The following is a 12167-nucleotide window of genomic DNA, read 5'->3' as shown; positions in this document are numbered from 1 at the left end:
CCTTAGCGCCCGCCCAAGACCGAAAGCGCCTGCGGCCGGCCGCCTTTGACAAAGGTGATGCGGCTGTCGCCGATATCGGTGATGGTGCCGCCGTTGATCTTGTCGCCAAGCCGCAGCGTCAGGACGCGGCCGTTCGACAGGCGCACAAGGGCGCGGCTGGCCTTGCCCGCGCCGATGGTGCCGATGATCTGGGTGCGGTTGATCTGGATGCCGTCCTTGACGGTCGCGGCATTGCCTGCCGTGGTCGGCGTGCGGCCGTCGGGGATATTGGCCGCGACCTCGGGCTCGTCCTCGGCCTCGGGCGGGGCATAGCGCTGCTGGCGGGCGGCGGCGGCGCGGGCCTCGGCCTCGGCCTGGGCGCGGGCGCGGGCTTCGGCCTGGGCGCGGGCCTGCGCCTCGGCTGCGGCGTCCTGGGCGGCGCGCGCGCGGGCGCGGGCCTCGGCCTGGGCCTGCAGCTCGGCGTCCTGGCGGCGCTGTTCGGCAAGCGCCGCTTCCTCGGACTGGGCCTGGGCGGCAGAGCGCAGGTCGCCAAGCGTGGGTGCCAAGGACGCCACGGGCGCTGCGGCGGCGGTGACGGTCGCGGTGGCCGCAGCGGCGGCCCTGCCCGCGCGGCGTGGCGGAAGGGCAGATGAACGAAGCGCCGTCAAGGCGACGGCGCCACGCGGGGAAGAGCTTTCTGAAACGGCTGCGGCGACCGCCTGGTCGATGGCGCCGCTGGACAGGCTGGGATTGCCGGGGCCGGGATCGCTGCGAACCGCCGTGCGCGATCCGCCGGGACGGGCGGAGGGGCGGGCCGACCGGCCAAGTTTCCCAGCCGATGCCGCAGGCTTGGACGCGGCGCGGGTTTCGGGGCGGCCGCTCTCCGCCACGGCGGCGGCGACCGCATCCCGGACCGCGCGCTGCGAGGGCGCGTTGACCGCGACAGGCTTGCGGGTCGGACGGGCATCGGCCAGGCGGATGACGGCACCGCGTTCAGCCTGCGACAGCCCCGATGCGCCCGCCTGCGCGGTGCGCAGGTCGCGCAGCAATTCGGTCAGCGCGCGCCTTTCGGCCTGGGTCAGGCGGGTCGGCTGGCCGTCCTCGGCTTGGCTGCCTTCCTCCAGGCTGCTTTGCCGCTGGGGACGGGCGGGCGGGCGGGACGCTTTGGCCGCGGGTTGTGACGGGCTCGCGGCCGCCGGCACCGCAGCCGGGGTGCGGGCGGGGGCTGCCGCAGCAGGCCGTTCGGGCGGACGGGCCGCGGTCTGCCGGGAAGGTTCGGACCGCGCGCGTTCCGTATAAGGGCGGGGATTCGCGGGCACCGCCGGACGGGTATCGGTCCGCGCGGGGGCAGAGGCCCGCACGGGCGCCACGCGCGGCGGACGGGCCGAGCTTGCCAGTTGACGCGCCGGCGCCGCTGCGCGCGGCGTGGCTGCGGGGGCAGCCGGGGTCGGGGCCTTGGCCGCAGCAGGGGCAGGGCTTGCAGGCTTGGCGGTTGCAGGTGCTGTCGGGCGCGGCGCCTTTTCCAGATCGCGTGCCATGGTTGCGGCGCTGATCGGCGTTTGCGGGGCCGCCGGTTCGCGGCTGTTCATCGCCTGGGTCAAGGCCTGGCTCAGCCGGTCGTCGCCTTGCGCGACGGGTGCCGCCGGTTCCGCCTGCGCCTGCACAGGCGCCTGCGCAGGTGCGGGAACAGGCCGGGCCCCTGAAACGGCGTTTGCCGTTGCCGCGTCCTGCTGGACCTGCGCGGGGGCAGGGGCGGGCGGGGTCGCTTCTGCCGTGGCGGTCTGCGGCGCCACGGGCGCAGGCGCGGGGGCTGGGGTGGCCAGGGTCGGCTGCAGGGCTTCCGGCTGCGGCATGGCAGCGGGGGGCGCCGCCTCGGCCAGCGGCTCGCTTGCCGCAGGGACTTCGGCGGTTTCAACGGGTGCGGCGGGTTCCGGCGCCACCGGCTCGGGCGTCACGGGCTCGGGCGTCGCAACGGCGGTATCCACCGGCTGCGGGGCCGGCGCGGTGTCCGCGATTTCGGCGGGCGCCACGGCTTCCTCCGACGGCGTGCCGCCGAAGAAGGCCAGCACGATCACAAGGCCCAGGACCAGCAGCCCCATCATCACCGGCAGGCGGCCGGGATCCAGCCGCCGCAGGCGGTCGAGCAGGGCCGGGGCGGGCATGCCCTGATCCTCGGCGGAGGTGGCGCGGACCGCGCGGGCTTGCCGGGCACGCTCATGCACCGCCTGCGCGCGCGGCGGCAGGGCGCGCGGCGCGGCAGGGGCCTTGGGCTCGCTATGCCGGATCACCTCCGCGACAGGCGCGATGGGGGGCGCCGTTTCAGCGGCGGCAGGCTTGGGCTGCGGAGCGGGATTCGCCTGAACCACAGGCAGCGCCACATGGGGAACGATGCGGGACACGACCGGCGCTGCGGCTGCGGGGGCCGCTGGCGCCTGGACCACGGCAGCGGGTTCGGCCACCACGGGATCGGTCACGCGGGCCTGGGTCAGGTCCGGTTCGCTGAAGGGCTGGCGGGTGAAATGACCTTCGGCCAGACGGCTGGGCCCGAAATCCGGCTGGCCGTCGAAGCGCGCGTCGTCGGGCCGGGCGACAAAGCCCGACGGGCGGAAGCCCTGCGCGCGGGCAAAATCCTCGGCCTCCTCCAGCGTGCGGCGGGCGACGGCGGCGACGCGCAGCGTCTCGATGTCGCCCGTTTCCGACGGGCACCAGTCGAAGGCCAGGTCGCTGGCCGGATAGGGGGTCATCGCCTCCAGCGCACGGGCGATGGCTGTGGGCGTGTCGGACCCCACGGGAACCGTCAGCGTGGTATAGAGGATCTGGTCGTCGGGAATGACCAGCACCGTATCCAGATCGCTCGGCACGGTCCCGGCCTGGTCGCGCAGCGCCGCCAGCCTGGCCGTCATCTCGCGCCCCGCGAATTGCGCCTGGCCCAGGGGCCGCCAGCCAAGCCCGTCGCGATGTTCAAGCAGAACCGCCTCGGGCGTGAAGCTCATGGCGAATTCGGGCGGCGCGATATGTCTGTTCATGGCTTGGATCACTGCTCGATTACGATCGCGTGTTATGATGGTCCGCGATTTGGTGGGGATTGCCCCAGATCTACCGGAAATCGCGGGGTGGGGGAAGCGAATCTGGCGCAGCTGTGAACGGAATTGCCTTGAACTGTCCGCCCCGGCCCGTTGTTAGCTGGGGAACGAGATTTTGTGCAGAAAGGACAAAACCATGACCAAGGTTTCGCACAGGCTGGCACGGGTCGCCCTGGCCGCATCGACGGCATTCGCGCTTGCTGCGCCGGCCATGGCCGCGCCCGGCAAGGGCGGCCACGGCATGTGCCATCCGGGCATGTCGCGCCTGACGGTGACGGGCCAGGGCGAGGCGCGGGTGGCCCCCGACATGGCGACGATCCAGCTGGGCGTGACCACCCAGGCCCAAAGCGCGGCCGAGGCGATGCGCCAGAACTCGACCCAGCAGGCTGCCGTGATCGAGGCGCTGACGGGCGCGGGGATCGAGCAGGCCGACATCCAGACCTCGGGGCTGAACCTGAACCCGATGATGGATTACGGCGAGGGGCGCGCGCCCACCGTGACGGGTTATCAGGCCAGCAACATGGTCGCGGTGCGCGTCAAGGACGTGGCCCGCCTGGGCGAGGTTCTGGACGCCATCGTCGCGGCTGGCGCGAACGAGATCAACGGCATCGGCTTCACCCGCGACGACAGCGCCGGGACCGAGGATGAGGCCCGCCGCGCCGCCGTCACCGACGCCCGCCACAAGGCCGAGATCCTGGCCGAGGCCGCGGGCCTGACGCTTGGCCCCGTGCTGGTGCTGCGCGACACGCCCACGCCCGAAGGCCCGCGCCCGATGATGATGGAGGCCCGCGCCGCCTCGGACGCGGCCAAGGTGCCGGTCGCCGCCGGAGAGGTCGCCCTGTCCGCGATGGTCGAGATGCAGTTCGCCCTGTCGGGGCAGGATTGCGGGCCGATGGGCGGCAAGGGCGGCCACGATCATGGCGCGATGCACAAGCCTGATGGCGAGGGCCGCGGCCCGGATCACGGTCCCGGCGACGATGGCGACGGCCTGCCCCACGGCCATCCGCCCGTGCCCGGCATGGAAGCCCCGGATGCGGAAGGGGGCGCCGCCGCGCCCGTTCCCGGCAGCGATCCCGCCGCTCCGGCTCCGGGCGACCTGCCGCCGCCCCTGGGTACCGATACCGGCGCCCCCGCACCGGGCGAGCCTGTCCTGCCGATGGGCGAGGCCCCGGACGCCCCGGCGCCTGCCAACTGAACGACGAAAGGGGGCGTCACGCCCCCTTTTTCATGCGACCGCCGCCGCCAGGGCCTGATCCAGGTCGGCGATCAGGTCGGCGGGATCCTCGATCCCGATGGACAGGCGCAACAGATCGGGGGCGGCGCCCGCGGCGCGCTGCTGATCCTCGGTCAACTGGCGGTGGGTGGTCGATGCCGAATGGATCACCAGCGACCGCGCATCGCCCAGGTTCGCGACATGGCTGAACAGCTTCAGCGCGCCGACCACCTTGACCGCCGCGTCATAGCCGCCCTTGACCGCAAAGGTGAACAGCGCCCCGGCCCCCTTCGGGTACAGCCGCTTCGCCGTCGCGTTCCACGGGGACGATTCCAGCCCGGCATAGGTCACGGCGGTCACGCGCGGATCGTTTTCCAGCCATTCCGCGACGGTCTGCGCGTTTTCCACATGGCGGGCCATGCGCAGGCCCAGCGTCTCGATCCCCATCAGCGTGTAATGGGCGCCCTGCGGGTTCATGGTCATTCCCAGGTCGCGCAACCCGATGGCGATGGAATGGAAGGTGAAGGCCGCCGGGCCGAAGGTTTCGTGGAAGCGCAGCCCGTGATAGGCGGGCTCGGGGTCGGACAGGCTGGGGAACTTGCCCGAGGCCGACCAGTCGAAGGCGCCGCTGTCCACGATCGCGCCACCCGTCACGGTGCCGTTGCCGGTCATGTATTTGGTCAGGCTGTGGACGACCAGGGTCGCGCCCATTTCGATGGGCTTGCACAGGTAGGGGGTGGCCAGCGTGTTGTCCACGATCAGCGGGATGCCCGCCGCATTGGCAATCTCGGCCACCGCCGGAATGTCGGTCACATAGCCGCCGGGGTTCGAGATCGATTCGCAGAAGATCGCCCGTGTGTCCCCGTCGATGGCCGCACGCAGGGCCTCCAGATCGTCGAAATCGACAAAGCGGGCCGACCAGCCGAAGCGCTTGATGGTCTGGCTGAACTGCGTGACCGTCCCGCCATAAAGCCTTGTCGAGGCGACGATGTTCAGCCCCGGCCCCATCAGCGGGAACAGCGCCATGATCTGCGCCGCATGGCCCGACGAACAGCAGACCGCGCCCGCCCCGCCTTCAAGCGCCGCGACGCGGTTCTGCAGCGCGCCGACGGTCGGGTTGGTCAGGCGGGAATAGATATAGCCCACCTCCTGCAACCCGAACAGGCGCGCGGCGTGGTCGGCATCCCGGAACACATAGGACGTGGTCTGGTAGATCGGCACCTGCCGCGCCCCGGTCGCGGGATCGGGTTCCGCCCCGGCATGGATCGCGGTCGTGTCAAAGCCCTGTGTCATCTGGCCCTCCTTCTGTTGGGGCAAAGCCTAGGCGAACGGGGCTAAGTCACGCAACGGCAAAGAAATCTCTTTTGGGGGGGGTGCCCGAACGGGAGTCTTGGGAAGAATCGACATTCAGTAGATACAGAAGCGGTGCGATCCCCTTCCATGACCGGGCGGGACCGGGAAACGCATGCGTTTCCCCGCCCACGTGATCGGGTTCCATCAGAGACAGTGCCGTTCAAACCCACGGGAGGCCGGCGCCCGACCCGGTAGGCGTGAAGCGCCCACCGCTGGCGGGGCGGGCGCTGACCGGGGTTTTGGGGCCCGGCGGGTTGGGTGGCAATCGCATCGCGTAGCGAAGGCGATGGCCTTCGCCAGATCAAGGGCGGCGCAAGGATGAATGTCGATCCGTCCTAAAGCGGGCGGTTATAGCGGATGAAGGGCGACTTCACGCCCACGCGGTCATAGAGCATCCGCCCCGCATAATTGTGTTCCTGCGTCAGCCAATAGACGCGCGGGCGGCCCGCCTTGTCGGCTTCGGCATAGACGCCCTCAATCAGCGCGCGGCCCACGCCCTTGCCCCGCGTCCGATCCGCCGTGAACAGATCCTGCAGATAACAGACCCCCTCGGGGAACCACATATGCGGGTGAAAGACGTAATGGGTCAGGCCCAGCAGGTCGCCGTCGCTTTCGGCGACAAGGGCATGGAAGTCCTGCGGATCAACCGCCATCAGCCGGGCGAATACCGTATCGAAGAAATCCTGCGGCAGGTCGGGCCGGTCGTAGAAGCGGTGATAGCCGTCATATAGCGCCTGCCACTGGTTCTTGTCATCGGCGCGCAGGGGGCGGATGATCATCGCTGCCGCCTTGCCATGAAGGCCAGCTTTTCAAACAGGGCCACGTCCTGTTCGTTCTTCAGCAGCGCGCCATGCAGGCGGGGCAGCATGGTGTGGGGATCGCGTCGCAGATCCTCGGGCGCCAGATCTTCGGCCAGGATCAGCTTCAGCCAGTCCAGAAGCTCGCTGGTCGAGGGCTTCTTCTTCAGCCCCGGCGTCTCGCGCAATTCGAAGAACTGCGTCAGCGCCTGATCCAGCAGTCCGCGCTTCAGGCCGGGGTAATGCACGTCCACGATGGCGCGCAGCGTCTCGGCGTCGGGAAAGCGGATGTAATGGAAGAAGCACCGACGCAGAAACGCGTCCGGCAGCTCCTTTTCGTTGTTCGAGGTGATGATGACCACCGGCCGGTGCGCGGCGCGGATCGTCTCGCCCGTCTCGTAAACGTGAAACTCCATCCGGTCGAGTTCCTGGAGAAGGTCGTTCGGAAACTCGATATCCGCCTTGTCGATCTCGTCGATCAGCAGGACGGTCTTTTGCGGCGCCTCGAAAGCCTGCCACAGCTTGCCCTTGCGGATATAGTTGCCGACATCATGGACCCGCGCATCGCCCAGCTGGCTGTCGCGCAACCGGCTGACGGCGTCGTATTCATACAAGCCCTGCTGCGCCTTGGTCGTTGATTTCACATGCCATTCGATGATCGGCAGCTTCAGGCTGTCGGCCACCTGGCGCGCCAGTTCGGTCTTGCCGGTGCCCGGTTCCCCCTTGACCAGCAGGGGGCGTTCCAGCGTCACGGCGGCGTTGACCGCAATCGCCAGGTCGGGCGGGGCGACATATCGGCCGGTGCCGGTGAACTGCATCAAACTCTCCTTTCAGGTGAATTGCTTGCGGGCAAACAACGCGTGGTATGCCATGTCATCCGCCCTTGATCTTTTCGCCTAGTGACAAGCAGCACGTCATACTTTATGGGGGCGCGCAAGGTGCCGGTTCAGCGTTCCAGCCCGGCGCCGCCGGAGAGGATTTATGAAAGCCCAGACCTTCCTGCCCCAGGACTATCGTCCCGCCGAGGATGAGCCCTTCATGAACGACCGGCAGCTTGAATATTTCCGGCGCAAGCTGGAGGCGTGGAAGCAGGAACTGCTGGATCAATCCGCCGAAACCCTGGAAGGCCTGCAGGACAGCGCCCGTTCCGTCCCCGATCTGGCCGACCGCGCGTCCGAGGAAACCGACCGCGCGCTTGAACTGCGCACCCGCGACCGCCAGCGCAAGCTGGTCAGCAAGATCGACGCGGCCCTGCGCCGGATCGAGACGGGCGAATACGGTTACTGCGAGATGACGGGCGAGCCGATCAGCCTGCGCCGCCTTGACGCGCGCCCCATCGCCACCATGACGCTGGAAGCGCAGGAACGCCACGAACGGCGCGAACGGGTCCACCGCGACGACTAGGCCGATGCATGGCGCATTGCAGTCGCGACCCGTCACCGTCGTCGGCGGCGGTGTCGCGGGCCTGACCGCCGCCCTGGCGCTGCGCCTGCGGGGGGCCGATGTGACGGTGCTGGAACGCGCGCCCGCGATTGCAGAGGTTGGCGCGGGCCTGCAACTGTCCCCCAATGCGATGCGCGTGCTGGATGCGCTTGGCCTTGGCCCGGCGCTTGATGTCGTGTCGCTGCCAAGCCGCGCGGTCCGGCTGCGCGACGCTTCGGGGGCGGATGTCGTGCGACTGGATCTGGCCCGCCACCGTCCCGGCGACCGCTTCCGCCTGATCCACCGCGCCCGGCTGATCGAGGTTCTGGAGCAGGCGGCGCGGCAGGCCGGGGTGCGTATCGAACTGGGGCGCGACATTGCCTCGCCCCCGGAAGTCCCCCTGCTGATCGGGGCCGACGGCTTGCACAGCCGCATCCGCACCGCGCTGAATGGGCGCGAGGTGCCCTTCTTCACCGGCCAGACTGCCTGGCGTGCCGTCATTCCCGACACCGATGGGACGCCCGAAGCGCAGGTCTTCATGGGGTCGGGCCGTCACTTGGTCAGCTATCCGCTGGCGGGCGGATTGCGCAATATCGTGGCCGTGCTGGAAACCCGCGACTGGCAGGACGAAGGCTGGTCGCACCCCGACGACCCCGCCAACTTGCGTGCGGCCTTCGCGGGCTTCGGTGGCCCGGTGCCCGGCTGGCTGGCGCGGGTCGATGCCGTCCATGTCTGGGGCCTGTTCCGTCACGACGTCGCGGCCCGCTGGCAGGACGGCCGCATGGCAATCCTGGGCGACGCCGCCCATCCGACGCTGCCCTTCATGGCCCAAGGCGCCTGCATGGCGATCGAGGATGCCTGGATCCTGGCCGCCTGCCTGGACGCGACGCCCGACCAGGGCGCCGCGCTGTCCCGATACCAGAACCTGCGCAAGCCCCGCACGACCCGCATCGTCGCCGCCGCAAACGACAACGCGCGCAACTATCACCTGACGGGGCCGAAACGGCTGGCCGCCCATGCCGCGCTGCGCATCGGCGGCAAGGTCGCGCCGGGGGCGATCCTGTCGCGCTTCGACTGGATCTATGACTTCGACCCGGTGGCGGAAGCGGCCTGAATCTTCTGTGCTTAAATATCCCGCGGGGGTCCGGGGGCGCGAAGCCCCCGGCGCTCACCGCCTCAGGCCGCCTTTTCCACCGCCGCGACGATCCCGTCCACGACCTCGCGCAATACGGTCTCGTTCTCGGCCTCGGCCATGACGCGGATCAGGGGCTCGGTCCCGGACTTGCGGATCAGCACGCGGCCGGTCCCGGCCAGCCGCGCCTCGGCATCGGCGATCACCGCGCGGACGGCGGCGGCGGACAGCGGGTCGGCGCCCGCGGCATAGCGGACATTCTTCAATAGTTGCGGCACGGGGTCGAACTGCGCCGCAAGCGTGCTGGCGCTTTCGCCCGTATCGGCCATGGCCGCCAGGAACTGCATGGCCGCGATCAGCCCGTCCCCGGTCGTGGCATAGTCGGTCATCACGATATGGCCCGACTGCTCACCCCCCAGGTTGAAGCCCCCCTCGCGCATTCGTTCGACCACATAGCGGTCGCCCACCTTGGTGCGTTCCAGCCGCAGCCCGCGCCCGCCCAGGAAATGCTCCAGCCCCAGGTTCGACATCACGGTCGCCACCAGGGCATTGCCCCGCAGCCGCCCCTGCGCGGCCCAGCGGGACGCCATCAGCGCCATGACCTGGTCGCCATCGGCCACGCGGCCGTTCTCGTCGATGATGATGACCCGGTCGGCGTCGCCGTCCAGGCTGATGCCAAGATGCGCGCCATGGTCCAGGACCGCCCGCGCGCAGGCCTCGGGGTGGGTGGATCCCACGCCCGCGTTGATGTTGCGCCCGTCGGGATCGACGCCGATCGGGATCACCTCGGCGCCCAGTTCCCACAGCACGTCCGGCGCGGCGCGATAGGCCGCGCCGTTGGCGCAGTCGATCACCACGCGCAGCCCGTCCAGCCGCTGGCCCGCCGGGAAGGTCGTCTTGGCATATTCGACGTAACGCCCGCGCCCGTCCTCGATCCGCTTGGCGCGGCCGATATTGGAGGGCTGCGCCGGAACGATCTCTCCGGCGACGATGGCCTCGATCTCGGCCTCGGCCTCGTCGGACAGCTTGAAGCCGTCGGGACCGAAGAACTTGATGCCGTTGTCCTCGGCCGGGTTGTGGCTGGCCGAGATCATGATGCCCACATCCGCCCGCATCGACCGGGTCAGAAAGCCCACGGCGGGCGTCGGCACCGGCCCCAGCAGCAGCACGTTCATGCCGGTGCTGGTCAGCCCCGCCGTCAGCGCGTTTTCCAGCATGTAGCCCGACAGCCGGGTATCCTTGCCGATCACCACGCGATGGGCGCTGTCGTCGCCCGCGCGGCGGAAATACCGGCCAGCCGCCGCGCCCAGGCGCAGCGCCATCTCGGCCGTCATGGGGTAGCTGTTGGCGCGCCCGCGCACGCCGTCTGTCCCGAACAAGCCTCTGCTCATCGTTCTGCCTTTTCGTTGTCGTTGACGGCCTGCCACAGCCGCAGTCCTTGAACCAGGCCGCGCACATCGTGGACGCGGTGAAGCTGAACGCCCTGTACTATCGCCGCAAGGGTGATCGCAAGCGTGCCGGGCGAACGGTCGGCGGGGTCTTCCGCGCCGCCGATCGTGCCGATGAACCGCTTGCGCGAGACGCCCAGCAGGATCGCGCAGCCAAGCCCATGATACAGCGAAATCCGCCGCAGGATGGCAAGATTATGCGCCTGCGTCTTGCCGAAGCCGATGCCGGGATCGACGACGATGCGCGCGCGCGGAATGCCCGCGGCCTCGGCCCGGCGGATGCGGGCTTCCAGCGCGTCATAGACATCCAGCAGGACATCGTCATAGCGCGGATCGTCCTGCATGGTCGCGGGCAGGCCCTGCGCGTGCATCAGGCAGACCGGCACCTGTGCGTCGGCCACCACGGCGGCCAGGGCGGGGTCGAAGTCGAAACCCGACACGTCGTTGACCATCGCCGCCCCGGCGGCCAATGCGGCCTGCGCAACAGCCGCCTTGCGCGTATCGACCGAGATGGGCGCATGGGGCGCCAGGGCGCGGATCGCGGGGGCGATGCGGCCGATCTCCTCGGCCACCGGTACCTCGGCCGCGCCGGGGCGGGTCGATTCGCCGCCGATGTCGAGAAGATCGGCCCCGTCATGGATCAACTGCTGACCATGTGCGGCGGGATCATAGCGGCCGCCGTCCGAAAAGCTGTCGGGCGTGGCATTGACGATGCCCATCACGCGCGGGTTGTCCAGGGTCAGCTCGGCGATGCCGGGACGCGGGGCCGTCAGCCGCTCCAGGACATCGGGGGGAATGTCGTCGCTGATCCGGGGCGGGCGGCCACGTTCCAGGATCTCGACCTGCGAAAAGCGCGCCCAGCCGCCTGCAAGGACATGGCGGCCATGGGGAATGGGAATGGGACGGTGGTAAACGGTCACCGGGCAGCCCCCGGAAGACGGCCCATGGCAAGTCCGTCCGGCGCGGGAGGCAGCGGTGCCGCTGTCGCGAAATCGACGCGGTCCGCTGACAGGCGGGGGGCCAGCCAGAAGGCCAGGGCAGGGGCCTCGGGCGCGACGCCCGGCGCCTCGACCGCCAGCCGCGCGGGCGCCCAGACGACCGGGCGTTCGTCGCGGATCGCGGCATCAAGTTCGGTCCGCGTCTCGGCCACCTCGACGCCCAGGGTGGCGGCAAGGATCCAGGCCGCCTGGTCCAGGGCCAGCAGCGCGAGGCGCCGGGGATCGCCGCCCTGTGGAACGGGGCCAGCCGGGGCTTCGGGAAGCAGGACCACGGCGCCTTCGGGCAGCATGGCGGGCTGGCCCACGACCATGCGGACCGGCCAATGCTGTGCGGCGACCGCCATGCGGCCCGCGTCGCGGCTGATGGTGATGCCAAGCGCCCCCGGCCCCCGGTCCAGCTTTTCGACCGTGACAACGATCCGGGCGGCCTGCGGATGGGCCAGAACCTCGGCCGCGATGCGTTCGGCCAGGGTTTCGACCAGGTTGTAGCGCTGATCGGCAAGCGCCGTGTCCACCGCCTGGACCAGCACGTCATAGGACAGGATGCGGTCCACATGGTCGTCCCCGGCGTCCACGGGATCGCGCAGATCGACCGTCAGGGAAAACCGCAGCCGCTGCGTGCGGCCGCGTTCGGACTGGAAGGCGCCGATCTCGGCCTGGGTGATGTGGTCGCGAAGGTGGATGCGGTCGGGCTGGCTCATGGCCTGTTATTCACAGGAAATCCGGCCCGCAGGCAAGCCCG

General features: G+C 70.0%; 10 protein-coding genes. 3 read left to right on the top strand and 7 right to left on the bottom strand.

Annotated elements, in window-relative coordinates; genetic code table 11:
* Positions 1–2: 2 nt before the first annotated feature.
* Complete coding sequence (locus AAIL68_RS04300; RefSeq protein WP_347138314.1) at positions 3–3005, bottom strand: hypothetical protein; 3003 nt, start codon at positions 3003–3005, stop codon at positions 3–5.
* A 193-nt stretch (positions 3006–3198) separates the two neighbouring features.
* Here AAIL68_RS04300 and AAIL68_RS04295 point away from each other — a divergent pair, with 193 nt between their 5' ends.
* Positions 3199–4257 (top strand): SIMPL domain-containing protein, encoded by a 1059-nt coding sequence (locus AAIL68_RS04295; protein WP_347138313.1) that lies wholly within the window; start codon positions 3199–3201, stop codon positions 4255–4257.
* Positions 4258–4287: 30 nt separating this feature from the next.
* Here the strand turns inward: AAIL68_RS04295 and AAIL68_RS04290 are convergent, their stop codons facing one another.
* The 3 genes from AAIL68_RS04290 to AAIL68_RS04280 form a co-directional block, all read right to left on the bottom strand.
* Positions 4288–5568, bottom strand: a complete 1281-nt coding sequence (locus AAIL68_RS04290; protein WP_347138312.1) for an O-acetylhomoserine aminocarboxypropyltransferase/cysteine synthase family protein — start codon at positions 5566–5568, stop codon at positions 4288–4290.
* A gap of 395 nt (positions 5569–5963) precedes the next feature.
* Positions 5964–6407 (bottom strand): GNAT family N-acetyltransferase, encoded by a 444-nt coding sequence (locus AAIL68_RS04285; protein ID WP_347138311.1) that lies wholly within the window; start codon positions 6405–6407, stop codon positions 5964–5966.
* On the bottom strand, positions 6404–7243 hold the full coding sequence (locus AAIL68_RS04280; RefSeq protein ID WP_347138310.1) for a MoxR family ATPase: 840 nt from the start codon (positions 7241–7243) through the stop codon (positions 6404–6406). Before AAIL68_RS04280 ends, AAIL68_RS04285 begins: the two co-directional genes overlap by 4 nt.
* A 163-nt stretch (positions 7244–7406) precedes the next feature.
* On the opposite strand from AAIL68_RS04280, the gene dksA reads away from it, so the two are divergent.
* Both dksA and AAIL68_RS04270 read left to right on the top strand, forming a co-directional pair.
* Positions 7407–7829: an RNA polymerase-binding protein DksA gene (gene dksA / locus AAIL68_RS04275; protein ID WP_347138308.1), complete on the top strand. Its 423-nt coding sequence runs from the start codon at positions 7407–7409 to the stop codon at positions 7827–7829.
* 4 nt (positions 7830–7833) lie between these two features.
* A complete protein-coding gene (locus tag AAIL68_RS04270) occupies positions 7834–8961 on the top strand; it encodes an FAD-dependent oxidoreductase (RefSeq protein WP_347138307.1) in 1128 nt (375 codons plus the stop codon).
* Positions 8962–9023: 62 nt separating this feature from the next.
* Here the strand turns inward: AAIL68_RS04270 and glmM are convergent, their stop codons facing one another.
* Genes glmM through AAIL68_RS04255 form a run of 3 tightly spaced genes read right to left on the bottom strand, consistent with a single transcriptional unit; the run spans position 9024 to position 12126 of the window.
* Positions 9024–10370, bottom strand: coding sequence for a phosphoglucosamine mutase (gene glmM, locus AAIL68_RS04265; protein WP_347138306.1), 1347 nt, complete (start codon positions 10368–10370; stop codon positions 9024–9026).
* A complete protein-coding gene (folP, locus tag AAIL68_RS04260; protein WP_347138304.1) occupies positions 10367–11347 on the bottom strand; it encodes a dihydropteroate synthase in 981 nt (326 codons plus the stop codon). The genes glmM and folP overlap by 4 nt, the downstream gene beginning before the upstream one ends.
* Entirely contained in the window at positions 11344–12126 is a 783-nt protein-coding gene (locus AAIL68_RS04255) for a dihydroneopterin aldolase (protein WP_347138303.1), read from the bottom strand. The genes folP and AAIL68_RS04255 overlap by 4 nt, the downstream gene beginning before the upstream one ends.
* Between the last annotated feature and the right edge of the window lie 41 nt (positions 12127–12167).

This window comes from Paracoccus sp. SSK6 (genome assembly GCF_039770665.1).
GTDB lineage: Bacteria > Pseudomonadota > Alphaproteobacteria > Rhodobacterales > Rhodobacteraceae > Paracoccus.
Note: the sequence above shows the minus strand (reverse complement) of the source record. Positions and strands in the feature narration are given on the sequence as shown.